This window comes from Chryseolinea sp. H1M3-3, assembly GCF_029360725.1.
Lineage (GTDB): Bacteria > Bacteroidota > Bacteroidia > Cytophagales > Cyclobacteriaceae > Chryseolinea.
The window spans coordinates 232,762-258,566 of the sequence record NZ_JARKMY010000009.1; the positions used below are offsets into that span (position 1 = coordinate 232,762).

At 42.7% G+C, this 25,805-nt stretch carries 21 protein-coding genes; 11 read left to right on the forward strand and 10 right to left on the reverse strand.

Translation table 11 applies throughout. The features are described 5' to 3' along the window. The 4 genes from P2W71_RS15675 to P2W71_RS15690 form a co-directional block, all read right to left on the reverse strand. The gene (locus tag P2W71_RS15675; RefSeq protein WP_276372220.1) at positions 1-2,610 is read right to left on the reverse strand and encodes an ABC transporter permease; all 2,610 of its coding nucleotides are present in this window, start codon (positions 2,608-2,610) and stop codon (positions 1-3) included. A gap of 1 nt (position 2,611) precedes the next feature. Beyond that, positions 2,612-2,956, reverse strand: coding sequence for a helix-turn-helix transcriptional regulator (locus tag P2W71_RS15680; protein ID WP_276372221.1), 345 nt, complete (start codon positions 2,954-2,956; stop codon positions 2,612-2,614). Between the two features lie 99 nt (positions 2,957-3,055). Then, the gene (locus P2W71_RS15685; protein ID WP_276372222.1) at positions 3,056-3,754 is read right to left on the reverse strand and encodes a LytTR family DNA-binding domain-containing protein; all 699 of its coding nucleotides are present in this window, start codon (positions 3,752-3,754) and stop codon (positions 3,056-3,058) included. Further along, entirely contained in the window at positions 3,747-4,787 is a 1,041-nt protein-coding gene (locus tag P2W71_RS15690) for a histidine kinase (protein ID WP_276372224.1), read from the reverse strand. The genes P2W71_RS15685 and P2W71_RS15690 overlap by 8 nt, the downstream gene beginning before the upstream one ends. 267 nt (positions 4,788-5,054) lie before the next feature. Here P2W71_RS15690 and P2W71_RS15695 point away from each other — a divergent pair, with 267 nt between their 5' ends. The 3 genes from P2W71_RS15695 to P2W71_RS15705 all read left to right on the forward strand — a co-directional run bounded on the left by P2W71_RS15695 (position 5,055) and on the right by P2W71_RS15705 (position 9,026). After that, positions 5,055-6,419 (forward strand): phosphatase PAP2 family protein, encoded by a 1,365-nt coding sequence (locus P2W71_RS15695; protein WP_276372225.1) that lies wholly within the window; start codon positions 5,055-5,057, stop codon positions 6,417-6,419. A 278-nt stretch (positions 6,420-6,697) separates the two neighbouring features. Then, on the forward strand, positions 6,698-7,750 hold the full coding sequence (locus tag P2W71_RS15700; RefSeq protein ID WP_276372226.1) for a saccharopine dehydrogenase NADP-binding domain-containing protein: 1,053 nt from the start codon (positions 6,698-6,700) through the stop codon (positions 7,748-7,750). Between the two features lie 193 nt (positions 7,751-7,943). Then, positions 7,944-9,026 carry a glycoside hydrolase family 5 protein gene (locus tag P2W71_RS15705; RefSeq protein WP_276372227.1) on the forward strand — a complete coding sequence of 361 codons (1,083 nt, stop codon included), beginning with the start codon at positions 7,944-7,946 and terminating at the stop codon, positions 9,024-9,026. A gap of 179 nt (positions 9,027-9,205) precedes the next feature. Here P2W71_RS15705 and P2W71_RS15710 read toward each other — a convergent pair whose 3' ends face one another. Continuing rightward, positions 9,206-9,841: a hypothetical protein gene (locus P2W71_RS15710; RefSeq protein WP_276372228.1), complete on the reverse strand. Its 636-nt coding sequence runs from the start codon at positions 9,839-9,841 to the stop codon at positions 9,206-9,208. A gap of 244 nt (positions 9,842-10,085) precedes the next feature. Beyond that, a complete protein-coding gene (locus P2W71_RS15715) occupies positions 10,086-11,603 on the reverse strand; it encodes a M81 family metallopeptidase (protein WP_276372466.1) in 1,518 nt (505 codons plus the stop codon). 388 nt (positions 11,604-11,991) lie between these two features. Here P2W71_RS15715 and P2W71_RS15720 point away from each other — a divergent pair, with 388 nt between their 5' ends. The 6 genes from P2W71_RS15720 to P2W71_RS15745 all read left to right on the forward strand — a co-directional run bounded on the left by P2W71_RS15720 (position 11,992) and on the right by P2W71_RS15745 (position 18,878). Continuing rightward, the gene (locus P2W71_RS15720) at positions 11,992-12,507 is read left to right on the forward strand and encodes a nicotinate-nucleotide adenylyltransferase (RefSeq protein WP_276372229.1); all 516 of its coding nucleotides are present in this window, start codon (positions 11,992-11,994) and stop codon (positions 12,505-12,507) included. 155 nt (positions 12,508-12,662) lie between these two features. Then, positions 12,663-14,042, forward strand: a complete 1,380-nt coding sequence (locus tag P2W71_RS15725; protein WP_276372231.1) for an alpha/beta hydrolase — start codon at positions 12,663-12,665, stop codon at positions 14,040-14,042. 159 nt (positions 14,043-14,201) lie between these two features. Next, positions 14,202-14,741 (forward strand): hemerythrin domain-containing protein, encoded by a 540-nt coding sequence (locus P2W71_RS15730; protein WP_276372232.1) that lies wholly within the window; start codon positions 14,202-14,204, stop codon positions 14,739-14,741. Positions 14,742-14,750: 9 nt separating this feature from the next. Next, on the forward strand, positions 14,751-16,319 hold the full coding sequence (locus P2W71_RS15735; protein ID WP_276372233.1) for a phospholipase D family protein: 1,569 nt from the start codon (positions 14,751-14,753) through the stop codon (positions 16,317-16,319). Between the two features lie 295 nt (positions 16,320-16,614). Next, entirely contained in the window at positions 16,615-16,977 is a 363-nt protein-coding gene (locus P2W71_RS15740; protein ID WP_346659963.1) for a DUF1772 domain-containing protein, read from the forward strand. Positions 16,978-17,210: 233 nt separating this feature from the next. Then, complete coding sequence (locus P2W71_RS15745; protein ID WP_276372234.1) at positions 17,211-18,878, forward strand: serine hydrolase domain-containing protein; 1,668 nt, start codon at positions 17,211-17,213, stop codon at positions 18,876-18,878. A gap of 69 nt (positions 18,879-18,947) precedes the next feature. Here P2W71_RS15745 and P2W71_RS15750 read toward each other — a convergent pair whose 3' ends face one another. Further along, entirely contained in the window at positions 18,948-20,021 is a 1,074-nt protein-coding gene (locus P2W71_RS15750) for an endonuclease/exonuclease/phosphatase family protein (RefSeq protein ID WP_276372235.1), read from the reverse strand. A gap of 219 nt (positions 20,022-20,240) precedes the next feature. Between P2W71_RS15750 and P2W71_RS15755 the strand changes: the two genes are divergently transcribed. Further along, on the forward strand, positions 20,241-21,062 hold the full coding sequence (locus P2W71_RS15755) for a class I SAM-dependent methyltransferase (RefSeq protein ID WP_276372236.1): 822 nt from the start codon (positions 20,241-20,243) through the stop codon (positions 21,060-21,062). Between the two features lie 85 nt (positions 21,063-21,147). Here the strand turns inward: P2W71_RS15755 and P2W71_RS15760 are convergent, their stop codons facing one another. From P2W71_RS15760 to P2W71_RS15770, 3 genes are all read right to left on the reverse strand, one after another. Then, a complete protein-coding gene (locus tag P2W71_RS15760; protein ID WP_276372237.1) occupies positions 21,148-22,083 on the reverse strand; it encodes an alpha/beta hydrolase family protein in 936 nt (311 codons plus the stop codon). 285 nt (positions 22,084-22,368) lie between these two features. After that, positions 22,369-23,343 (reverse strand): NAD(P)-dependent alcohol dehydrogenase, encoded by a 975-nt coding sequence (locus P2W71_RS15765; RefSeq protein ID WP_276372238.1) that lies wholly within the window; start codon positions 23,341-23,343, stop codon positions 22,369-22,371. Then, positions 23,343-24,329, reverse strand: a complete 987-nt coding sequence (locus tag P2W71_RS15770) for an NAD(P)-dependent alcohol dehydrogenase (RefSeq protein ID WP_276372239.1) — start codon at positions 24,327-24,329, stop codon at positions 23,343-23,345. Before P2W71_RS15770 ends, P2W71_RS15765 begins: the two co-directional genes overlap by 1 nt. Positions 24,330-24,561: 232 nt before the next feature. On the opposite strand from P2W71_RS15770, the gene P2W71_RS15775 reads away from it, so the two are divergent. Next, positions 24,562-25,722: a homogentisate 1,2-dioxygenase gene (locus P2W71_RS15775; RefSeq protein ID WP_276372241.1), complete on the forward strand. Its 1,161-nt coding sequence runs from the start codon at positions 24,562-24,564 to the stop codon at positions 25,720-25,722. Positions 25,723-25,805 lie beyond the last annotated feature (83 nt).

Genomic DNA, 25,805 nt, shown 5'->3' on the forward strand with positions numbered 1-25,805 from the left:
CTACTCCGCCCGGAGACTCTTCACAGGGTTAACACGCGCCACACTGATCGTATGCCAGCTTACTGTAAGCATGGTGATGAACAACGTTCCAAATGTTGCCAAAAGAAATGTCCACCACGGTATACCTAGTCGGTATTGAAAATTTTCTAACCAGGATGAGAGTATCGTATATGCTGTGGGGACTGCGATGACGCATGATATTAAAACGAGAAGGACGAAATCCTTTGACATCAGGCGCCATAGGTCAAACAGTGATGCACCCAGTACTTTGCGCACACCGATTTCTTTTGTACGCTGCTCGGCCATAAAGGATGATAGACCAAAAATTCCCAGACAGCTGATCAAAATCGCCAATGTAGCAAAGATAGTTGCCAGTGTACCCACGCGCTCTTCATTACCGAATTTCCTGGCATACGCTTCATCAGTAAATTCGTAGGTGAACGGGATATCTGCATTGTATTTTTTACAGACTGTCTCAATTTTATCTAAGGCTGCCGTTGTTGCGAATGTAGGATTGATCCGCATGATGAGAAAATTCTCCTCGGAAGTGCTCAGGAAATAAATGGTAGGGCTTACAGGTTCGTAAGGCGACCTAACAACAATATCGCCGATCACTCCGATAACCTCAAAAGCCTGGCCACCCCATCGTATAGTTTCCCCGATAGGGTTTTTTAAACCCATGTATGCGACGGCAGACTCATTCAAAATTAAAGCTGTAGAATCGGACAACCTGTCTCGTGAAAAATCCCGGCCCCCTTTAATTTCCCACCCTATGGTTTCCCCATAGTCATGGGAAACGCCGTATGTCGGAAAGTCGACAGAGAGATCCGGGTCCTTACCCTTCCAGTCAAACTGGCTACTGCTCGACCACTGTTCTGTTGTAGGCGACACAGCTTCCGCCATTGCCACGATTGCACCGCTCTTGACCAATTCAGATTTTACAACGTCAAAATGCTTGTGGATATCAGGTGACATCGGTGGTACCGCGATGAGACCATTGGCAGAATAACCAACCGGTCTATCCTTGGCATGCTTGATTTGCAGAAACACCACTGCCGTACCAACCATCAGCACGACCGAAACGGTAAACTGCACCGTGACCAACACTTTACGCGGAATGGCATGATGCCCTCCTTTGTGCACCCCTTTAATCGCTTTGCCTGCACTTATGGATGATAAATAAAGCGCAGGATAACTGCCGGCGATGAGACCAATGACAATGGTGAAAATTATGCCAATCAGCCACCATAAAACGTTATTCCATTGCATCGACATGTTTTTACCAGCCACTGCGTTGAAGAAGGGCATCATAAGTTGCATCAGCAATAACGCCAAGGCTAGAGAAAAAAAAGCTGTGAGGATAGATTCACTGAAAAATTGGGCTACCAGCTGACTTCTTATAGATCCAATCGCTTTGCGGATCCCAACTTCCTTGGCACGTTTTTCCGATTGGGCAGTGCTTAAGTTCATAAAGTTGATACAAGCCATCAGCAACACGAAGGAACCTACAATTCCGAAAAGCCGTACATACTGAATTCTGCCCCCCACCAATTTTCCATTTTCAAATTTGTCGTACAAATGCCATTGGCTCATCGGGTGGATAAACAATTCGGGCTTCTTTTTAGCAAGGGCTTCGCTTACTTTTTTGAGTTTAGCATCTTTGATCTTGGCTGATGCCTCCTCGAACGTTGCGTGATCTGCCAACTGTACGTAAAGAGAAAATGCGTTAGGTCTCCATGGATCCTCCATGTGCTTGATCCATCCCGTACCATTGAAGAGCAAATCCCAGGCAGCAATGAAATGCATATCCGAAAAAATGGAGTTGGTTGGAATGTCTTCGTAAACTCCTGCAACTTTTACGGTGAACTCGCGATCAATGGTCATGATCTGTCCTATTGGATCAGCTTCACCAAAGTAGGCATTTGCAGTAGAAGCCGATAGCAGAACAGACGAGGGATCTTTAATTGCATCGGCTGAACCGGCAAGCATGCTTAGCGTCAACATTGTCGTAAAATCAGGCTCTGCATAGAGGCCGGATTTATTCAATTTCTTTGTTTCACTTGCGAGCAAGTGCGGATACTTTCCACTGGTAAGTACCACATGAACGAAGTCGCTTCCATAATTCTTGCGGACCTCATCAGCCAACGGATAGGGTATCGAATTCCACGTTTGCACATAACCATTATTTGTAACGTTTTGGAGAACTTGGCCAATACGCTGATAATTTTTGAAATTCTTTTCGTAAGCTAACTCATTGCCAACCCACATTACAATAATCAGAACGGTCGCCATAGCTACTGAAAGTCCCGTAATGTTAATGAAGGTATGCAGTTTGTTTTTGAACATGCCACGGAGGGACGTTTTGAAATAGCTTTTATACATACAATAAGGATTTACAAAAATGAATTTAGTTTTTCGCAAAGCGAACGGTCGCAGATAGTGAATGACTTCGTACCAGATTATTAGCCGGCAAATAAAACGTGACCGGGTAAGGCGGCTCATGTCATACAATTCTTTCAAATCTCCGGTCACTTCATCCATCAGTTCCGTACGGATGAAAATGCGGAGAATACGAAGCGGCAGTCTGGGAGGTGAATCCGTGTTTTTCACATTAAAAGCTCATGTTAAATTTCCCGGCAAAAGCGGGGTACTGTTTCCACAGCGTAACCTTGAATTCCATAGATTCTTTCAGCACTCGTTTGCCCAGGGCTGTAATTGCATAAATTCTTTTGCGGCGCCCGCCCCGTGTGGCAGAACCTTCCCTGATCTCCGAACGTAAAAAGCCTTTTGTTTCCAGTCGATCCAGGGTTGCGTGAGCAGCACCTATGGATACGGTCCTTCCGGTTTGTGATTTAAATTCCTGTACAATGCGAAATGAATAGGCATCTTCAGCTTCCAGGATACCAATCATTAACATGATTACTTCCTCAAAATCTCCTAAACGTGTTTCAAGCATAGCTTCCAATTTCCATAGGAAATATAGAAAGCTTCTGTATTTGTTCTACAAATTAGTCAGGAAATATTTTTTAGAACATATCAGGATGAAAATCGTAAACTATAATTTCTCTAAAACATGTCGGTAGTCTCGGCCAACAGGAATGCAGACACCATTGACTTCTACTTCTTCCGAGGTATACGATTCAATCTTTTTTATCGATACAATAAAAGACCGGTGAATCCGCTTAAAGAGATTGAGAGGTAACAGTGACTCAATTTCATGTGTACTGATCTTGGACAGATATTCTTTTTTTATTGTAACGATCTTGACATACTCACGTTGACTTTCGATGTAAAGAATATCAGAAAATAAAATTCTTACTTTCTTTTTCTGAACGTTCAGAAAAAGATAATCACGCACATCATCAACCTTAGTCGTCGAGTCCTCGGCCTGATTTAGCAATGCGGGTTTAATTTTATTGACGGCAACCAGGAACCGTTCAAATTCAAATGGCTTTAATAGGTAATCGGTTACATTCAGGTTAAATCCTTCTACAGCGTATTGATGATAGGCGGTGGTAATGATAACAGCGGGTGGATGGCTAAGCGTTTTCAGGAAAGCCATCCCTTTTAATTTCGGTAGATGGATATCCAGGAAGATCAAGTCCACTGAATTGTCTCGCAAGTAATCCGTTGCGAGCAGCGCATCTTTGAATGCTCCTTTCAATTCCAGGAAAGGAACCTGCTCAATATATTCTGTCAAGACCTTTGCAGCCAAGGGTTCATCTTCGACGATAATACAGGTAATGCTAGACATGGCTTGCCAGATTAATTTTTAAGGAAGCTGTAAATACGCCATCACTAGGGTGAAGCGATAAATTGTAATCAGTGTACAGTAATTCAAGCTGACGCCTAAGATTTGCCAAACCGATGTTCTCTTTCACACGCTGATCAGATGAAGAAGATTCGGCAGAATTTTTAACAACAAATAATAATTGTCTGTGCTTCAAGGAAAGATGAATATCAACAAAGGGTTTGTTTCTTGTTTCTGAAACACCATGCTTAAAAGCATTTTCTGCCAGTGGTATCAACAACAAGGGAGGTATGGCTTGTTTCATATCTTCAATGTCATAGTTGAAATTTACCCGTAAGGTTTCATCATAACGCAATTGTTCCAAGGCGATGTAGTCATTCATAATTTTGAGTTCCTGTTCGATCGCGATGTATTCTCCACCAGCTTCATACAACATAAATCTTAATATTTTCGAAAGGCGCAAAATCGATTCCGGGGCAAGGTCCGACTTATCTCTGGCCAACGAATAAATATTGTTCAGCGTATTGAATAAGAAATGGGGATTTGTTTGCGATTTAAGATAATTTAATTCTGCTTCCTGTTTTTCAATGCGCAGTTGCTGTGCAGTCAATTTTAATTTCCGGTAGTCATGGCGGTGTATGCCAATCCCAAAAAAGAAAACAGAAAAAAAGCTCATAGGAACATAAGCCTCAACTCCATTTGATACCGATGTATAATCCTTAAAAGGCGTGTAGAGGTGGAACGCGACGCCCAACGATCGCCAACCATAAAATCCAAATGACCACGCCATCAGGAGTACAAATATTATCAAAGGGGTAATCAGGATTTTTTTCCATGTAAACTTGATAAGGGGAAGGATACGTTCGTAGAATATGTAATTGAGGACAATAAGATAAATGATCAGCCAACTATTATTCAATATCACTGCAAAAAAAGGCTGGCTTTGGAATAGATCTCCTAATACCGTCAGCCCTAAGTAAAATGCTCCGATCCGTAAGTAAACTTTAAACCGCTCTCTGTCGATGGGAATATTCATCCTGCTATTGGTACATAAATGTCGTTAAAATAATGCCCAGTTTTATGATACACCATACGGACTTGGCATCGAGGTCTACGAAACGCATGAAAATGTCAATTAAAAAATATTAAAGCACATATCATTTCAGATAACCAGATTGGACTATCCCGCACCAATGACGCGTTGACATAAAACCGCTGTTTGTTGACATGACCTTGCTGTTTGTTGACATCTCGTTAGTGTGTGTTGCTTCCATCCGTATGCTTGTATAAAAATACTAAGTATATGAAAAAGAGTTTACTTATTCCTGTGATCATGGTATTGATCACTCTTCATGTATCGGCACAAGTAGAGCCTGGTGCTGGCCGTTGGAAAACGTGGTTCACCCCTCCCGGTAAAACGTATCGGTTGCCCCCACCCCCTTCATACAAAGATGAAATAGCGCAGGTCCTTTTAGCACAGCGCTCCCTGGATTCTGCCGGCATGCAAAGCGTCGTACACTGGAATGCAGGAGCTCCAGGGTATTGGTGGTACAACATGGTATTTAAATTATGGATGACCGATATTACTGGCAACGGAGCGTTGGCGAATATGTTGATCGGTACAGCCATTTACGATGCTACCATTGCAGCGTGGGATACGAAGTATGCGTATAATCGCCCTCGTCCCTTTGCTGCCCACGGCAACATAAAGCTTTATAGCGCAAGGCCCGAAAGCCCTTCCTATCCGTGCGAGCACTCCGTCGCGGCGGGAGTCGCGGTCGCGCTGATTTCACACTTCTATCCCGCCCTGACCGATTCGGTCAACCGTATGGCCCAACAGTTGATGGCATCACGGATTGCTGCCGGAACGGCTTTTCCAAGCGATACACGCGCTGGGTTTGAACTTGGTAAGCGTATAGCCGCAATGGAAATCACGCAAACAAAAGACTTCATTACCAAAAAGAAATTTGATGGAAAAATTCCGCAGAAACCGGGCCTATGGAATGGTAAAGATCCAATGTTACCTACCGCTGGGTTTAACAAAACAGTGGTGCTCGATAGTGCAAGTCAATTTCGACCGGGGCCGCCACCTGATTTCGCTAAGGAAATGGAGGAGCTAAAGAATTTCAAACACACATTCTATTCGCGTGCGAATGCATTTCACTATGCATCACAACCGACAGGAGAAGATTTGCTAACTAAAAAGATTTTCGAATATAATTTACACATGAATCCACCACGCGCTGCAAGAGTTTATGCTGCGACGAATGTGGCATACTACGACGCCTTTACAGCCTGTTGGGACGCCAAGTATGCTTATTGGGGAATAAGGCCAGATCAGTATGATTCTACTTACAAACCATTGATGCAAAGTCCGCCGTTCCCAGGGTATCCCTCTGGACATGCCATGATGAGTGGTGTTATAGGCGAACTATTTCCTTACTTTTTCCCATCCGAAAAAGCGTTGTTTAAAAAGATTGCCGCCGACGGAGCAGAATCACGCTTTCACGCAGGAATCCATTTTCGTTCAGACAATGATGCCGGCTTAACACTTGGAAATAATGTGGCCAAAAAAGTCATTGAAAAGCTCAAGGCGGATGGCGCGGATAATGCGGTCACGTTGGCAAATGTGAAGAATATCAGTACCAAAACACAAAAGGCACCGTAGGTAAATTTCATTAGCCGGGTTGATTCAGCCGTCTCTGCGTTATTTGCGTATAGTTACATCGTAATAAATTTTGTTTCACAATTTTCCTTCATGTCGCCAGGTAGCTGGCGACATGATAAGTTCAAGCACTTTATAGTTAGATAACGGATTTCGCTTCTACATTAATTTTTATCGAGTTCCATTTAGCAATCGCTTACCTATACGCTGCGGCAGGGTGATAAGATCATCTATTCACCAAACAGATTGCATTACATCATCCCGCACCTTACATTTATTTCATGAGGCAGTATGATATCATCATTTATGGTTCCTACGGGTACACGGGTACCTTAATCGTAGGCGAATGCAGGGCAAAAGGTTTAAACATATTGCTGTCCGGCCGAAATAGTAATAAACTTACGGTACAATCAGATGCTACCGGTTATCTTTTTGAGAATGTTGATATTGAAGATGATGAGGCCTTAGTGCATCTTTTGAGAAAAGGAAAAATGGTAATTAATTGTGCTGGCCCTTTTCAGATGACAGCCAGAAAAATGGCCGACGCCTGCTTGAAAACAGGGACGCACTACATCGACATCACCGGTGAATACAAAGTATTTGAGTTGCTCGCCGGATACGATTCGCAGGCGCGAGCGCATAACATACTCGTTATGCCTGGTGCAGGTTTTGATGTTGTGCCTTCCGATTGCCTTGCAGTTCACCTGAAGACCCGGATGCCTTTGGCTACTCATCTGACACTTGGTTTTACGATGTCCAAAGGTGGAATTTCCAGAGGCACAGCACGCACGATGATCGAAGGATTGGGCGATGGCGGAATGATCCGGCAGCACGGTAAACTTATTCCTGTCGCCCTGGGCGACAAGGTAATGGAGATCGACTTTGGAGACTTCAAAAAGAAAGCGATCTGTATCCCGTGGGGCGATATTTCAACTGCATGGAGAAGTACAGGTATACCAAACATTGAAGTTTATTCGGGCCAGCCAGAAAGCGCTATCCGTGCTGCGAAAATGAGCAGGTGGTTTACCTGGCTTTTGCGAAAGCCCTGGGTCAAAAGCTATTTACGAAAAAAAGTGGATGCCAGACCTGCTGGTCCTGATGATCAGAAACTCTATTCTGGAAAGAGTTATTTATGGGGGCGCGTATCCGACAATTCGGGCAACGTCGAGGAAGCAAGGCTGAAAACAATAAGTGGTTATCTTCTTACCGCAAAAACCTCCGTGCTCATTGCGAGTAAAATAATTTCTACACCTGTACGCCTAGGTTATTTTACGCCGGCTCAATATTTTGGCGAAAGCCTCATCTCCGAAGTTGAAGGAACATCATGGACTTGAGCTGCAAAGCGCACAGCAGACTACTGTATATAGAAAGGATTTAATAGACCTATTTGCCGCGTCTTTAAATAGTTATTACAGCTAATGTCTATAATGATAATTGTTTAAGACACTTTCCAAAAACACCGACTTATAATATCTATTTCTTTTTTTGGCTAACGACTGTATATTGTCGAATCTCAAACATCCTATTATGAAATTCCAGCTACTGTTTATTCTTTTCATGCTTTCGCTGGTGTCTTGTGGTCCTAAAAATTCAACAGAATTGGAGGACGATAACCATGCTGACGAATCTTTCAAAATTCAACGAGGAACTAACATTGCGCACTGGCTGTCTCAAAGCGACAAAAGGGGTGAAGAACGAGCAGCTTTTTTTACACAGAAAGATATTGCATTTATAGACTCAGCCGGCTTTGATCATATACGGTTGCCCGTGGATGAAGAGCAACTGTGGGACGAGTCGGGAAAGCGTAATGACGATGCATTTAGTCTCCTGAAAAATTGTTTAACCTGGTGTAGTGACGCCGGCCTTCGTGTAGTGCTCGACCTTCATATTTTGCGTTCGCATCATTTTAACGAAGACGAAAAACCATTATGGACTGATCCCCTGGAACAAGATAAATTAATTGCGTTGTGGAAAGATCTTTCAAGTGCCGTTGATGAATGGCCCAATGCTATGGTAGCGTATGAATTCATGAATGAACCTGTTGCAGACGACGCAGAAGAATGGAACCGTTTACTCAGTCGCGTAAGAGACTCCATCAGGGCTTGGGAACCAGAACGCACACTCGTTATAGGCTCTAACCGCTGGCAATCGGCAAATACATTTGACCAATTAAAGGTTCCAGCAGGCGATAAAAATATTATCTTGAGTTTTCATTTCTACGAGCCATTTCACCTGACACATTACCAGGCATCCTGGACAGATTTAAAAGATTTTCAAGGCGAGGTTCATTATCCGGGCCAAATTGTTGCGGGTGGTAAAACGCAGGAAGAGCAAAGAATTTATAATCGTGATACCCTTGAAAATATGATGCAAAAGCCTATCCATCTTGCGAGAACATTAGGCTTACCGTTGTATTGCGGCGAATTTGGAGTAATTAATAAGAGTCCGGTTAAAGATAAGCTGGCCTGGTACAATGACATGGTCGCTATTTTTGAAAAGAACGGCATTGCTTATGCAAACTGGAATTACAAAGCTGGATCATTTGGTATCGTAGACGCACAATTAAAGCCTGACGTTCCTATGGTAGAATCGCTTGTAGGTAAGCGTTAGCCTACGCTTTTACCTGATTGCCAAGATACCTTTGAATAATTTTCCGAAAATCAATTCTCCCATGAAGAGACACTTTGGAAATTTCGCCATCAAAGGGGAGGCAGGTATCTACATAATTCTGTGGATTGATGAAATATTTTCTGCATTTGCTTTAAAACACATCTGTTACATCCGATAGATTACTTCGAACAATTATAATAAAGTGCGAATAAGCTGCTCAATTGTCCGATCTCGTACCCCGTTCTCGCGATCTTTGCTTTAAAAGCTGGGCAGTCGGAAAAAAAAGTTTCGAGTTGGTTCTTATATTCTTCGTTATAAACGACCTGCTTGTACATTTTTCCGGAAACTACTGTCCAAACATGAAACCGTTTATATATCAGGGCTTGAAGCGGTTGATCATTTTCTGCAATTAGAAAATGTTCCTTAAAACCCGGCGATTTGTATCGATACAAATTCTTTGTGCCCCGAATAATCAACTCCGCAAAAATGCTGTCATTGACGAACTTGGGTTGAGAGTCTTCCAAGTCCAATGTTCCATCAAGGTGGTTTGAAACATCTAACTTCACTCTGGCACTCACGAAGGTTCTGTTTTCAGCTTCAAACGAAGCGATTTCTGTTGCCCAGTACCTTTTAGTTTTCTCGTTATGAATGGTAACAATCTTACGGGGATTGATATCCCATTTCGCGATTTTTATCTTGCAGTGAACCGTATCCCCATCGTTAGTCACAATTTTTCCTTCCGAATATTTTTGAGCTGTCGCTGGCCCTGATAGTAAGGTTATTAAGATAAAGATACATACGCATTTTGATTTCATATACGTTGAATGGTTTAGTTAGCAGGCAGTATGCACTAGACTTTTATACAGTGTACGGGTCTGATTTTGTCCCTGCAACTTGTTTTATTCGATATCTCAAGGTTAAAGCGTTGGTAAAATTTTAAAAACTGCTATTGGTGCTTGTGAGAAATGCAGAACGTGCATTTACGTTGAATCTGCAAATATCAACGCCAATACTGATCAGCCATTCGATGAATTAAAACAGCACCGTCAATTACCAAAACTATTCGTCCGATGAAGGTACCAGCTTCGCCGTCAGGTCTGGGTTCGCCATCTCTTTGTCGAAAGGAAACATTGGTCGCACAATACGTTTGAAGGGAAGGCGTTGCAAATCCTGGTCTACGCCACCTGGTGTCAGCGCCATAACCCAGTCCGCCCGCATGTCATACAACTCAGGCACCAGGTAGCCAAGTTTTACGACTACGATATCTGTTTTACGCGGATTCAATCCCAACCGGGTAAAATCAATTTCTTTGTGATAGGGCTTCCGCTTTTTCGTTACAATTACCTGTACACTACCGATCTGAACCACTACTTCCGTTTCCGCATGAACGTCACCATGTTGGATTGATTTTACAACTCCTGCCAATCGTACAGGAGGTGCGTATCGATTGTCAATTGCTGCCCCGGCATGTTCATCGACCTTTCCTCCCACTCCTGCTTTAATCGCTGATTCAACTAACTCAGGGCCAGGGATAGATGCATAAATGAGCGACGGACCTTTTTCAGACTTGAATTCGGGCCGTGACAATATCTCTTGCAATGTATACGTAACATCGCCCGCGCCTCCAGCCGTGGGGTTGTCTCCCATATCGCTGATCATAAATGGATGTTTCTTACTGGCCACAGCCATGTCGAGACTTTCTTTGAGCGGAGCAACGGGTGCAATAAATTCAAAGTCATTTCGCACATTCCAGAAACTTTCGGCAAGTTTTTCAGCGGTATTCGTTACGGCACCCTTGTCATCGCCGGTCACCATTACCACCGCATGATTGCGCGGTTCGTCCGCCCAGGCATATCCAATCCAGATTGCTGCGTCTATTACACCAGGTTGCGCAGCTGCTGGGGCAACCTTGGCATATAAACTTTTTCCTGGATCTACGCGGGTACTAGTTTTTTCTCCGGGCAGTAAGATGGGTACCGGAATATACGCTTTGTATGGAGGTTTGCCTTTGTCACTTTCCAAGCGAGACAACAAATTATCCACGGCACGCTTGTCCGACTGTACCGCATCTTCATGAGGGGCCATGCGGTAACAAGTGATAAGGTCGCTGTGTTGTGCTAACCTCCATGAAACATTTCCGTGGAGATCCATGGAGGTGGAGATGATAGTTTCCTTACCTACTACTTGGCGTATCCGCACGATCATGTCGCCTTCCGGGTCATCAAGCCCAACAACGCTCATCGCACCATGAATGTCAAAAAACAACCCGTCGTAAGGAAGATTTTTCTTTAGCCCTTCCAACATTTTATTCATCAGTGATTCATAAGCTTCACGGGTAACAATACCTCCCGGTAATGCGCGGCCGATAAGAATGGGGAACCATTTCGCCCGTTTGTAATCTATTGAGTCAGTTGCAAGAAAATCATAAGAAGAAAAAATATCGTCACCTACCTTAGCATGAAACGCTTCTTCATGAGTAAGTGCTGGAGAGAAGGTACTCGATTCAATAGCAAGTCCGGCAATAGCAATTCGGGGTAGTGTCTTACGCGCTGTTTTTAGTTTATCACATCCGAACATCGCGACTACAACAATTATCAAAGCCAATGGAAAGTATGTTTTCTTCATGCCAAATATCTTTCTGCTCAATATAATGAGAATTGGATTCTAACACAGGTTACAGTAGAAAACTTTACATCGGAATCATTCTTCATGCGTCTGCACCATTCACATGATGAATGTTACAAGCCAATTGGTGTCCCTCACTTGAATTTTACAGTTTATATCGCTCCCGCTAAACCTCATCTTGCAATGACATAACTGATTATTATTTTAAAAGAGTGAAAATTGTCGCTCTGAAAACTGATAACTATCGTCGTTTTTTACTGAGGGACGTCATTTTTTTTTACTCGTGAGCTAACCACTTTTACTTTCATAAATCAAATAACAACTCCAAAATTCAAATAACATGAAAACTTTTATTTTTAAAATCGCATTCGTTAGCGTAGCGGTTTTGGTTGCTACACTACAGACTTTCGCTCAAAAGGTATTGCCCGAAATCACAATAACGGCTCCAAACTACAAGTATCTCAATGCAATTAGTCCGGAAGAAACAGCCCAGCCTGTAAATATGGTCGAGCAGTATGCTGCAGCTTATGACATTAAAGGCGCTGAATTTTACGAGGATGAGTATGATAATTATTTAGTCTCCTTTTATATTCCTGAAGGCAAAATTCTTGCGGCTTATAACAAAGATGGGAAACTTTTACGTACGGCTGAAAGATATAAGAATGTTGCTGTACCAAAAGAAGTAATGGAAGCTGTGGCAAAGAGATTTCCAAATTGGTCCGTCTCCAAGGACGTATACAAAGTAAGTTATTATGATGAAAAAGGCTGGTCAACTAAGAAACAGTATAAGCTAATGCTGGAAAATGGTGACAAGCGCATGCGGATAAAAACAAATGATAAGGGAGAGCTTCAGTAAATGGTGAAGAGAAGAAGAGCTGCCTCAAAAGGGTAGCTCTTTGATTTACAATTTGTCATGTCCGGCAGTGAGGGCGGGCATACAACCCACGCGCTATGCTCTGATGTTTTTGTTGATAGTGAAATTCCATATGCATTAAAAACTCTTAACACATCATGCAACCTCTCATTACGTTGTTGGCGGTCATCACAGTACTGGCGAGTCTCCGAATCTTTTTTCGCATTCGTCAACCAAGTACGCCTGCTTGGTGGGCTGTGAAAGTATTTGTTACCGCCCCATCCCCCATCTTATTGTTTGCTGCATTGGTCTGTTTTTTATACGGGGTGAGTTTCAGTTCACCGATGATCAGTATATTGAGTGGTATCAGTGTGCTGACGCTCTTCATTCACATCATTAAAGTTACCCGATCTCCTGATGTAGTTACAGGCTTCGCGCAAGCTTTTGGTATCCGATGGGAAACACGCATCCATGGCGGGCGCCGGGCTAGTTTTCTGATGAGTAGAATGGGCTTTGGACTTCCAGTGGTTGTCGATCCACTCTTAAAAAAAGACATTCCATTTTATACCATTCCAGGTACGACGCGTCAGCTTTTATGCGATGTATGGGAGCCTTCCCACACTGTCGGTCGTTCCGGTTTGGCGTTCGTTTATCTTCACGGCAGCGCCTGGTATCTTCTCGACAAGGACTATGGCACGCGTACATTCTTTCGTCACCTGGCTGCTCAAGGACATGTGATTATGGATGTAGCTTATCGACTTTTTCCGGAGACCAATATGATGGGAATGGTGCATGATGCGAAACATGCTATTGCGTGGATGAAAGCTAATGCCTCTGCCTATGGCGTGAATCCCGCGCGGATTGTAATTGGAGGAGGTTCCGCCGGCGGCCACATTGCTTTGCTTGCAGCTTATACTCATCGAAATAAAGAATTCACACCGCGTGATTTGGAAGAGATTGATACGAGTGTAAACAGTGTGATTGCAATGTATGGGCCACCTGATTTGAAAGCACTTTATTATCATACGGGCCAGCACCTCCTTTCACGTAAACCAGTAAGGCGTAAGAAAAACAAGGAAGGACCCGGCACAATACCCAAATGGGTGCAGAAAATATTGGGTGACCCCCATCGATTGGGAATGGACAAGGATTTTCCAGAGATAGGAACGCTTGCAGCGATGTTTGGAGGACATCCGGAAGAACTTCCTGAACCCTATTTCCGCTTCTCTCCTGTCACCCATGTGCATGCAGGCTGCCCGCCGACTTTATTCATCCAGGGAGAACACGATTTGATCACGCCTGTACAAGCTTGTCTACGTTTCGTAACGCTTTTGAAGCAAGCGGGTGTTCCTACCGTAATGCACCTGTTGCCTCAGATAGATCACGCATTTGATCTTATCTGGCCAAAGGTCTCTCCTTCGGCGCACAATGCGTACTACGATGTTGAAAGATTCTTAGGATTGATGTGCGAAATAGAATTGACGCCTGCCACTAACCCTGAAAAGATCGCTTCCAATAGATTACAACGTATAGCCTAGGCCTGGATAATTTCTTTAGCACTACAATACAACTACCAATCCGTTGTTGTGCTAAACCTGACTAGCCTGAGGAATTGAACTAGGCGGGGGCGCGTCATAATTAACAGGATCGTGGATATCCGTACCACAGGAATAACTATCATTCTGAATTAAAAAGAAATGAAGCACCTCTTATACGCGTTTCTGTTTGTTATCGGGATAAGCCAATGCCAGAAAAAGGAGGAGAACTATATCACCCAATTCCCATCAAAGCCGGAAGTGCCCTCCGCTATCAAAAAAGAGCATACCAATCTCCTCGCGCAGATTAAAGAGATCGCTTCGTATGACGACAGTACCAGCATCGTAGCACGGAATCTTCAAGAAATTCTGCAACATCATTTTGACGAAGAGGAAGATTTCGTTTTGCCTACCTTGTCGCTATTACCTTTGTTGGCTAGCGGGGATACATACGAACAGCACAAAGACATTTTGCCCCTGATCCGGAAATTTAAAGCACAACTAACACATATGAATGCAGAGCATCAAATGATTAAAGCTTACATGGCTGATTTAAAGCAAGTGGGCGCAAAAGAGAATCATCCGGAGATTCTGAAATTTGAAGAAGAACTTCACGACCATGCCGCTATTGAAGAAGAAATATTTTTCCCGGCAGCAATTTTAATTGGCGAATATTTAGACCTTAAATCCATTGAAAAATAGATTTGGCACATGCGTAGTTTTTTATCGAAATATTCCGGAAATGTAATCGGGATTTCTTTTTCTATTCTTTGGATCATATTCATAGTTTCTGGTTGCTCTCCCGATCAGCCTAAATACATTCCCATTTCAGAGGATTATTGTGCTAAAATGCATCTTGAACTTCCCTCAACATTATCGCATCAACTAGCATCCTTATCAACATTGATGTCTTCAAAGACCGGTGTTTATACATTGGAAGAAGGTGACGCTTCTATGATTTCGCGGGCATGGTTGTGCGAGTCGGCTGAAAGAACATTAGATATACAATATTTCATATTTTCTGCGGACAACATTGGATTGATTGCTTCTGACTATTTGCTCCGCGCGGCAGACCGGGGCATTCATGTACGTGTCATCGTTGATGACGTAATGGTAGATGCTGATGCCGACGATTTATTGGCTCTTGACGCACACCCTAACCTATCCATCAAAATCTATAACCCCACGGCTAACATTGGGAAAAACCTCTCGGAAAAGCTGTACAACTTAACGACAAATTTTACAGGATTTAATCAACGCATGCATAATAAGACCTTTATTGTTGATGGCGAAGTGGTTATTACCGGCGGGCGAAATATTGCAGATGAATATTTTGATTATGATCACGAATATAATTTCAGAGACCGTGATGTTTTGCTAATCGGAAAAACATCACGAGATGTGCAAAAGTCGTTCAATCTATTCTGGGATAGCAAATTGAGTGTTCCAATTACGCAGGTTGTCAACGAGAAAGATTTCAATCTTAACACTGAAGTAAAATACGATTACCTGCATCAATACGCCTGTAATTCGGAAAACTTCTGGCCTCAGGTACGTGAGAAGATAAAAGCGATGCCGGCTGCATTTCGAAAAATAGTGGAATCAGGCGACTTGGTCTGGGTGGATCACATATCATTTGTATCCGACCTTCCGGGAAAAAACAATGGCGATGAAGGACTCCAAGGTGGCGGTGTTTGTACCGACTCACTCATCAATCTTATAAAGAAAGCAAGGACATCGATCGACATTCAATCGCCTTATTTGATCACCACAGCATTAAGCCAACAACTTTTTCGCGAAGCAGTGATGCGAGGTGTTCGTGTTAATATATTGACGAACAGTTTATCCTCGACAGATAATCTGGAAGCTTTCAGTGGTTATCGAAGGGAAAGGGAAACACTCCTAAATATTGGTATTAATATTTATGAATTTAAACCCGATGCGGCGTGCCGCTTTAAGATAATGACCGGAGCGTTACAAAAAAAAATAAACTATACACCAATCTTCGGCCTGCATGCAAAGTCGATTGTAATTGATCATGAGATCGCCGTTATTGGTACTTTTAATCTGGATCCAAGAAGTGCAAACCTGAACACCGAATGTGTGGCGATAATTTATGATCCAAAAATCGCCAAAGATTTGTTCAATGCCATGCAGGAAGATATAAAACCTGAGAATGCATGGAACACAACGATATCTTACAATCCTGACTCAGAAGCAGGGTGGCTAAAGAAAACCAAAGTTTGGTTTCGAGGTGTAGTGCCAAAGTCAATTCTATAGTGCCAACGCCTTATTTTTCTCAATTTGCATGGAATTCCTTTGTGATGCAGGTGAGTTTTTAAAGGCTCGGATAAAAATAAAATCCATTTGCTTTTGTCGGTTTTTTTCTATTTCTAAACAGCGCGACACCGTACTTTTGGCAAGCAAAATAACGGATCTAAATGGCGCTACTATTTAAAATTTCATTGTTCGTTACAACGTTCATGGTGGCATTGATTGCCGGCCTTTCTATTCATATACTATTTCTGTAAACCTTGGATTGGCCAAGCTCTCGGATGCGGAATACTTACGATCCATGCAAAGTATCAACCGGGCCATCCTAAATCCATGGTTCTTTATGAGCTTCATGGGTTCGCTGATAATGTTGCCTTTAAGCACCTGGATGTCATCGAGAGCAGGTGGATATGACTTATCATTCTATCTGCTTCTGGCGGCGACTATGCTCTACGTTGCGGGGGTATTCGGTGTAACGATTTTTGGCAATGTTCCATTAAATGAAGCCCTGGATAAGTGGGATATGAGCACTGCAACGTTGCAGGAATTAAATAACAAAAGGAAGGAATTTGAAATTCCCTGGAATAAATACAACATGATCAGAACCCTCACGAATGCCGTGGCGCTTGCCGTACTAATATGGAGTATCGTAAGAAAATATTGAGCATGTATCGTTCGATATCGGATAGTTTTGTTCACTTCCCAACAATGATGATTTCCAATTAGCCTGTAATTGTGGTCCTCCCGTTTGGCTCGGTATTGGCAACACGGTACGAAATCTTCGGATATTTATTAACCTCTGAAAACTTCTGTAAAGTTTATCTTTGAAATAACTGTAATGTTATCTGTGTTTACCCCACTAATCCGAAAGATGTTACCGAATTTAAATCTGCACCCATGAAAAAATCCTTCCTTGTCGGTCTTGCTCTCATTTTCATCACTTGCGTTGCGTGTGGCCAGGCGACACCTGAAAAGCAAATTGACCAGCTTGTTTCCGCAATGCTGCAACCAGCAAATGGCGGAGTCGCGATCGCGGTGGCAAAGCAAGATAAAATCCTTTTCAGCAAAGGGTATGGATCGGCAAATCCCGAGTATGATATTGCCTGTTCACCAAAAACTATTTTTCACGTAGCCTCGGTTTCAAAACAATTTACAGCTTTTGCTATTGCATTGCTGGCAGACCAGGGTAAGATTTCGCTTGATGACGACATTCGTAAATATCTTCCGGAACTTCATGATTTTGGTCACAAGATCATTATTAGACATCTCGTTCATCATACCAGCGGACTTCGTGATCAATGGAACCTCCTCGCGCTGGCCGGTTGGCGTTTAGATGACGTTATTACCCGAAATCAGGTTTTAAGACTAATAAGTCATCAGGAGGAGTTGAACTTCAAACCAGGTGACGAGTTTTCATACTGTAACACTGGTTATACACTGATGGGTGAAATTGTGAGCAGGGTGTCGGGAAAAACCTTTTCGGAGTGGTGCAGTGAAAATATTTTCAAACCGTTGCAAATGAACAATACATTGTTCTATGATGATCATGAAAAAATTGTAAAAGGAAGAGCGTATTCGTTTCAGGAGTCACCCGGTGGTTTAAAAAAGAGTGTACTTAGTTACGCCAACGCTGGAGCTACCAGCCTTTTTACGACGGCTGAAGATTTGACCAAATGGTCGAATAATTTTTATACAATGAAAGTCGGCAATGCTAAGGTGATGAAACAAATGGAAGGCCGTGGCATATTGAATAAAGGTGACACTATCTCTTACGCTTTCGGTCAGGATATTTCAAAATACCGTGGCGTTAAAACCGTTTCACATTCAGGTGGTGACGCAGGCTACAGAAGCTATTTGCTGCGGTTTCCTGAACAAAAGTATTCGATCGTCGTCTTGAGTAACCTTGCCTCTTTTAACCCAGCTAAGCTGGCCAACAACATCGCAGATATTTATTTGAAGGGATATTTGAAAGAAGAACCAATAAAGAAGGAAGAAAAGACACAAGCTTCTGTGTCGAAGGTTAGCGAAGCATTACTAAAACTATATGAAGGACAATATCAGCTCAACAATGAAATGATTGTCTCTTTTAAATTGGATGGCGGTAAATTTATCGCTCAGGCTACTGGTCAGCTGCCAGTCACATTGCTGGCCAGTTCTGACACTGAATTTCTAATTGAAGGAATGGATTTAAAAATTGTCTTTAACAAAGAATCTGATAACACTGTAAACCAGTTCACATTATATCAAGGAGGGCATACCATAGTTGCACCGCGAATGAAGCCTTTTGACGTAAGATCCGTAGATCTCAAGATGTTTACCGGGACATTTTACAGTCCTGAACTCCAGACTAGTTACACATTGGCACTTAGCGGTGACACTTTAATAGCAAACCATATCCGCCACGAACCCGCAAAGATGACAGCGGTAGCGAACGATTCATTTGCCACAGACGCATGGTTCATGAGTAAAATCGAATTCACCAGAAATGAGAAGTCGGAAATTACCGGGTTTAAAGTTTCAAGCGGCCGTGTAAAAAATGTAAAATTTTTTAAAAAGGAATTGTAACAAGCATTTTATTGTCAGCAATTAAAATACGTCTGGCGTTTGCGGTTTCAAATTTAGCTGAAGTAAATCTTACAGGGCAGCGTCAATTTTCTCCTCAGCCAATTCATGGTCTTCTTGGTCCGCTTCTTTTTTGTCTTCGGCATTCGATTTTATTTCATAGGGCATCAATGAGACTTCAATAAAAATCGGAAAGTGATCAGAATCAATGGTTGGTAAACGTCTTAAATTATGCAAATAGAAATGCGACGAACAAAATACATGGTCAAGGGGCCATCGCAGTAATTTATATTTTGCATTATAGGTACTGAAAAATCCGCGGCCTATGCGTGGATCAAGTAACTCACTCACTTTAAGGAAAAGGTTTGTGGTATAGCTCCAGGCTACATCATTTAAGTCACCCGCGACAATAACCGGTTGACTTAATTTTTTTGCTTCTTTACCAATGATGAGTATCTCCGCATCACGCTCAGTTGAATTTTCTGATTCTCCAGGAACGGGTGGCTTCGGGTGAAGACAATATAAACGAAAGACTTTTCCATCTTTTGTTTTAATGTCGGCCGTGATGGAAGGAACATCAGCCTCTACCAAAAACCGCACTGAATACTTTATTATTTCAAGTTTAGAAAACAGTACCATTCCGTACGTATTAGGTTGAGGTTGAAGGACACGGTATGGGTATTTGCCAACACACGGTTGAACATCCTTAACCCATCGTTCATCAGTTTCCACCAGCAAGACAATGTCTGGTGCAAACTGTGTGATTAAGTTATTGCATAAGCTAGCGTTCTTGTTGTCTTGAAAAACATTGGCAATCAATATTTTTATGGTGGCCCGAACTTCTCCTTGTGGATTTTTCTTCATCTGATTGGATGCTAAGAGGGTATACGACCAAATCAATGAAAGCAAGTATAGTTCATTCAAAAATAGGGCGATCATAAAAAAGACATCATGCGTTCGGCCGAAATCAGATAGAAACAGAAACAACACAAGGATAATTGTATTGAGCCAGAATTTTTGTGACCGTGGATAATCAAAAACCCGGATGGCCCAGTAGTCGCTTTTGATCAGAGGAAGAAGAGAAAAGAAAATAATGATATAGCCAATCGAAAAAGTCAGTAGGCGCGCAATTTCAATTGTCGTCATAGTATAATTTAGTCACTTTTTAAAACACATTAACTGTAAATTGGTTAGAAGAATGCCTAAAAAAATATTTACTCCTGGCTTACTGGAAATTACAAATGGTTTCAGCGCGCTACAGTGACGTCTGAGCCATATTTTCTTTCACCTCACTGAGGCCTGGTCGAAAGTCCGATTTCATTGGCTATCTTTATTTCAGTATTAATCTCCTGAACCCGTTGACCAATGATGAATCCAATTTCTAAGACCGCATATTATACCCTGGGCGTTCGTGCCTGGGATGCAGCCCTCCCAAGTCCCATATGCAGCGATTCTTTTGCGAAAATTTTTATGAACGACGATGCTCAAAAAGTTTGGAAGGAATTTAAAGATCAGTCAAGGCCAAATATGAGCAACGCCGCCCGACATGCCATCATCGATAATCAGTTGCGTTCCGTATTTAGTGAGGCCCCTGATTCCAGAGTCGTCATTATAGGTGCCGGATTTGATACGCGCGCTTACCGCATTAAAGGTGGAAAATGGATTGAATTGGATGAGCCATCAATTATTGAATACAAAGAAGCCAAATTACCAACATTGAAATGTCCGAATGCACTAACACGAATACCGATTGAGTTTTCAAAAGAGTCTTTGATAGAAAAACTACAGCCATATGCTTCACAAGAGGTTACGCATATTATTATTGAAGGTGTGTTAATGTATTTAACCCATGGGGAACGTCAGAAATTAGTAAGTGGACTTCAAGAACTTTTTCCAAGACAAATTGTGTATTGTGACCTGATGCGCAAATCGTTTTTTGAACGCTATAGCAAAGAATTGTACGAGAAAATCCGTTCCTTGGGTGCAAGCTTCAAAGACCTGGTGGAGCAACCGGAAGATATTTTTCTAGGTAACAGTTATACGATGCTGGGTTGCACCTCTGTCCCACTGTATGCCGTCCAACACGGAAAAGATGGATTGGCTTCATTTATTATCCGCTATTTTCTTAAAACCCTTAGAGAAGGTTATCGCATTTGCAGATTTGAATATATCAAATCAAATGATTGAGACGATTCATAGCTTTAATACGTTGCGCTGTGGTGAATCCGTTTAACATGGGTGAGCAATTCAAGAACGTTATGGCATGGGTTCCTTACCCATTCACCAAATACTTATCCAGCCAATTTAAAATGATCGCCCGCATTTCAGGCAATTCTTCGTGTGGACAGTCAAACAGTTCGATCCTGCAATCTTCAGCCTTTCCAAATTTCTGATACAACGGCACGAGGTAATCGCGAATTTTCTCAACGCCTTTGGGTGGTGTGAGATCATCAAAGCGCCCGTTAAGACTCACGTGCGGTCGCGGTACAATTAATTCATTGATTGTTTTCGTGTCGAAATATTTTAACAGCGAAGGAACATAGTAATAGATTCCATGTCCTTTCAGGTTATTGGCTTTCATTAACTCCTCAAAATCCGTCATGCAACATAAATCAAGACACACCGTAATTCGCGTATCCAAAGCAGCGAGCCACCACGCCTTTGTCGCACCCATGGAAAGCCCGAACACCCCTACCTTTTTAGAATCAGCCTCTGGTCGTGCTAACAAGTAGTCCAACGCTTTTATTTCATCGTATAGCATCATACCAAAAAGTGTTCTTCCTTCCCACAGCATTTTTTTAAACGTATCCATCTCCGTGTTTGCTTTACGTTCACCAAAACACCAGCTGTCTATCGCAAGTGTCAGAATTCCTTTCTGAGCATAAACGGGAGCATATGCCGGCATTACTGTGCGGCCATTGAGCAGTTCATCTTTGCCAATGCCATAGGTGCCGAAATGTGCGTGGCAATATAACATGCATGGCGCTTTGTCTTTAATTTTTGCCGGAACAAGCAAGATGCCTGGAACACGTTCGAGACCGTTAAAATCGAATTCAAGATACTCCAGCGTATAGCCATCATGTTGCTCTTTCTTTAAAAGTTTTGGGGGTTTTGGCGAATGACGCGATGGAACTTCGCCCAACAGTGCAAATAATTTCTCGCGCTGTTCCTTTTTTGCGATTCTGTTTTCAAGTTCCATGTTGTTCATAGTTGAGAAAGAATTTAAAGATGATAGCATGCCTGCCGTACCGGCCGCTATTGACTTTTGCAGAAAACTTCTTCTTGGGTAATGCATAGTCAACCGCTGTGATTTTGATAATGGGACACTGAGTGAAAAATCAAGTACAAATTCTTTCCATAATCTACAGTATTTTTGCAAGATTTTGCAAGAAAGCATGTTACCGCTGTCCCGGCAAGAATAGCAAATTTCATTAAAAATTATGCTCGTCGAGCATTGGTTATTCTGAAGCGCAGATTTTGTGTTATTTTTTACTTACAAAGGCACCTGGACGATAATCTTTCCGATCGCCTCTCCATTTCCAATACACTGCAAAGCTTCAGGAACTTGCGACAAAGGGAAGCATTTATGAATAATTGACTTTATTCTACCGGCCCGAAGCAAATCCATCAGGACCGTTAAATCCTTATTTGGTTGGTGCATAAGTATGCGTAATTTCCGGCTGTCAGTCATGGAAGCCAGGGTTCTAAAAAACATGAATTGTAAAATTGTTGATGTTGATCCACCTATCAATACGCAGACTCCCCCAGGTAGCAATGCACGTTTATAATCCGCAAGGCTGCGGCGAGCTACTACATCGAGCACCAAGTCATATTGATCACCGGTCTGGGTGAAATCTTTCATTGTGTAGTCGATGACATGATCTGCGCCGAGCAATTTTAATATTTCAAGTTTATCGCCACGGTCGACCGCAGTAACTTCTGCACCAAGCATTTTGGCTAGCTGGACGGCGTAGGTACCCACACCGCCAGCCGCACCGTTGATTAAAACCTTTTGACCAGTTTGTAACTTCCTGAAATCATGAATGCCCTGCCACGCCATAACACCCGCTTGTGGCAAGGCGGCGGCTTGTTCAAAGGAAACATTAGGAGGTTTGAGCGTCAGTAAGTTTTCGGGAACGGAAACAAATTCAGCAAAGCCTCCCCAACGCGCCGATGAGAGATCTCCAAATACAGCATCTCCACATTTAAATTGTTTTACTTTTTGTCCTACGGATTCCACGACCCCCGCGACATCAGCGCCTAACACCGGTAACTTTGGTTTGATAATACCACCGCCCGCAAGGCGCACAATGAATGGCTTTCCACGAAGCAGATCCCAGTCCCATGAGTTCACCGATGCAGCATGTATTCGAATCAGGACTTCATTTGCCTTAGGAACCGGGAGAGGAAGCTCGGTTAGATGAAGAACATTGGTCAACCCATATTTTTGATAAACAATCGCTCTCATTAGACTTTATGTGTAGGGACCACGATGATTGTTACATTTCCTCTTTTCAAACCTGTGTCCACGTAGCGGTGAGCTTCCGGAACTTGCTCGAGCGTAAAGCGTTTGTCAATGAAGGGAACGATCGTTCCGGTTTCAATCTGGTCTCTGATGTAAATACGGCTCGACTGGGTATACTTGGCTAACTGAAAGAATACTTTCTTGTCAGTTACCCAGGAAGTCCATATCGCCCTAAACATTCCAGTCACGCTTGGGTTTCCAAGAACATATCTACCCTTTCTCTTTAGCATTTTAATGCAACGGGAGTAGGAACTCTCGCCGGCAATGTCAACGATGACATCATATTGCTCGCCGTTTTTTGTAAAATCTTCCTTTGTATAATCGATGACTTTATCTGCACCGAGCGCAAGAAGCATCTCTAGTTTTGGCCCCTTGTCCACACAGCTTATCTCTGCACCGAGCAACTTGGCAAATTGTAACGCATAGGTCCCGATACTTCCACCCGCGCCATTGATCAGGACTTTGTCTCCATGATGAATGTTTGCCTTGTGTATCAAATGAAGTCCGTTAATACCACCGGTAGGAATTGTAGCGGCCTGCTCAAAGGTCATACGATCCGGGTTAAATGGCGTTAGGTAAAATTCTGGCAGGCAGATGAACTCCGCGTATGCTCCTAGCCTCATCGTTGTAGGACCAAATACAGCATCACCTTTTTTAAAACCCTGGACATCGCTTCCAACAGTTTCAACCCTGCCGGCGTACTCTTGTCCAAATATTCCGGGCCGCGGTCTTGTAATACCCATGATTAGCCGCAATGGAATCCAAAATAAGAATGGAATATTGAACCGCCGTATTTCACAATCACCAGTGGTAACAGTTGCAGCATGAATCCTAACCAAAACTTCTTTGCGTTGAGGCATCGGCTGATGGATATCCCGTAAGCTCATTGTATCCGGAGGGCCGTAACGTTCACAGACAATGGCTTTCATAACTTGGAGGCAGGTTTAAGGGGTACTTTTGCAGCAATCAACCAAAGACGACAAAGGATACCAAATGTTACTCAAATTTTTCCCCCTCCGACAGAAATGGTCATATATTTTAAGTAAAACGGATTAAAAGGTTGGCGATGACAGGGGCTAAATCGCATTTTTTACTGTCATTAAAACGATTGCAGTCGTATCTTTGTTAATAATAATAGATTTTAACCGAAAGCGATAATTCATGCCGGTATATCATGCTTTAGGAAAAAGGCCTGCCAAGCGTCACACCATTTTCGAAAAGCCAAATGGTGGATTTTACTATGAACAACTCTTTGGAACGGAAGGATTTCATGGAATGGCATCACTGCTCTATCATGCGCATCGGCCGACTGAAGTTAAAGCCGTGAATGAAGTTATTGATGTAGCACCTAAAATCGCTTTTCAGAAAAGTCTGTTCATGAGAAAGTTGATTGGGTTTGACATAGCTCCTGTCGACGACTTTCTTAACAGCAGAACACCGTTGCTCGTGAACCATGATGTTCACATTGGTGTAGCAGCACCACGCAAGTCGATGGTTGAGTACTTTTATAAAAACGCCAGTGCTGACGAGCTTCTGTTCATTCACAAAGGATCTGGAAAACTTAGAACACTTTTAGGTACGATAGAATTTAAGTACGGTGATTACTTGGTCATTCCACGAGGTATGATTTATCAGATTCATTTCGATTCAACGGATAATCGTTTGTTTTATGTGGAGTCCTTTAGCCCGATCGTTACGCCTAAGCGATATCGAAATGAATTTGGCCAAATGCTCGAGCATTCACCTTACTGCGAGCGTGATATTATTCTGCCTGTAGATCTTGAAACGCATGACGAGCGGGGAGATTTTCTGATCAAGATTAAGAAACAACACAACCTTTATCATTACACATACGCCACGCATCCATTCGACGTAGTAGGCTGGGATGGATACAATTATCCCTGGGGTTTTTCAATTCATAACTTTGAACCGATCACAGGACGGTTGCATCAGCCTCCGCCAGTTCATCAGACTTTTGAAGGTCATAACTTTGTGGTCTGTTCATTTTGCCCGCGTTTGTACGACTACCATCCACGATCAATTCCAGCTCCTTACAATCATAGCAATATTGATTCAGATGAAGTGATTTATTATGTCGATGGAGATTTTATGAGCCGTAATGATATTGCGCAAGGGCAACTGACCTTACATCCGGGTGGAATTCCGCATGGTCCCCATCCGGGCGCCATGGAGCGCAGCATCGGGAAGACAAAAACCGACGAACTTGCCGTGATGGTGGACACTTTTCAGCCGCTGATGGTGACGGAAGCCGCAATGAAGATTGATGATGGAAAGTATTTCAAATCCTGGTTAGAACATTAAAAGCAAACCAGCAGGGACTCCGTTGGACGATTCTCAATAAAATACAGCGTTTTGAAAAACATTTCGATACATGCTGGGACTGG

Coding starts and splice junctions, on each gene's coding strand:
- P2W71_RS15680 (WP_276372221.1), bottom strand. CDS start 2,956: ATGCTTGAAACACGTTTAGGAGATTTTGAGGAAGTAATCATGTTAATG.
- P2W71_RS15685 (WP_276372222.1), bottom strand. CDS start 3,754: ATGTCTAGCATTACCTGTATTATCGTCGAAGATGAACCCTTGGCTGCA.
- P2W71_RS15690 (WP_276372224.1), bottom strand. CDS start 4,787: ATGAATATTCCCATCGACAGAGAGCGGTTTAAAGTTTACTTACGGATC.
- P2W71_RS15695 (WP_276372225.1), top strand. CDS start 5,055: ATGAAAAAGAGTTTACTTATTCCTGTGATCATGGTATTGATCACTCTT.
- P2W71_RS15700 (WP_276372226.1), top strand. CDS start 6,698: ATGAGGCAGTATGATATCATCATTTATGGTTCCTACGGGTACACGGGT.
- P2W71_RS15705 (WP_276372227.1), top strand. CDS start 7,944: ATGAAATTCCAGCTACTGTTTATTCTTTTCATGCTTTCGCTGGTGTCT.
- P2W71_RS15710 (WP_276372228.1), bottom strand. CDS start 9,841: ATGAAATCAAAATGCGTATGTATCTTTATCTTAATAACCTTACTATCA.
- P2W71_RS15715 (WP_276372466.1), bottom strand. CDS start 11,603: ATGTTCGGATGTGATAAACTAAAAACAGCGCGTAAGACACTACCCCGA.
- P2W71_RS15720 (WP_276372229.1), top strand. CDS start 11,992: ATGAAAACTTTTATTTTTAAAATCGCATTCGTTAGCGTAGCGGTTTTG.
- P2W71_RS15725 (WP_276372231.1), top strand. CDS start 12,663: ATGCAACCTCTCATTACGTTGTTGGCGGTCATCACAGTACTGGCGAGT.
- P2W71_RS15730 (WP_276372232.1), top strand. CDS start 14,202: ATGAAGCACCTCTTATACGCGTTTCTGTTTGTTATCGGGATAAGCCAA.
- P2W71_RS15735 (WP_276372233.1), top strand. CDS start 14,751: ATGCGTAGTTTTTTATCGAAATATTCCGGAAATGTAATCGGGATTTCT.
- P2W71_RS15740 (WP_346659963.1), top strand. CDS start 16,615: ATGCAAAGTATCAACCGGGCCATCCTAAATCCATGGTTCTTTATGAGC.
- P2W71_RS15745 (WP_276372234.1), top strand. CDS start 17,211: ATGAAAAAATCCTTCCTTGTCGGTCTTGCTCTCATTTTCATCACTTGC.
- P2W71_RS15750 (WP_276372235.1), bottom strand. CDS start 20,021: ATGACGACAATTGAAATTGCGCGCCTACTGACTTTTTCGATTGGCTAT.
- P2W71_RS15755 (WP_276372236.1), top strand. CDS start 20,241: ATGATGAATCCAATTTCTAAGACCGCATATTATACCCTGGGCGTTCGT.
- P2W71_RS15760 (WP_276372237.1), bottom strand. CDS start 22,083: ATGAACAACATGGAACTTGAAAACAGAATCGCAAAAAAGGAACAGCGC.
- P2W71_RS15765 (WP_276372238.1), bottom strand. CDS start 23,343: ATGAGAGCGATTGTTTATCAAAAATATGGGTTGACCAATGTTCTTCAT.
- P2W71_RS15770 (WP_276372239.1), bottom strand. CDS start 24,329: ATGAAAGCCATTGTCTGTGAACGTTACGGCCCTCCGGATACAATGAGC.
- P2W71_RS15775 (WP_276372241.1), top strand. CDS start 24,562: ATGCCGGTATATCATGCTTTAGGAAAAAGGCCTGCCAAGCGTCACACC.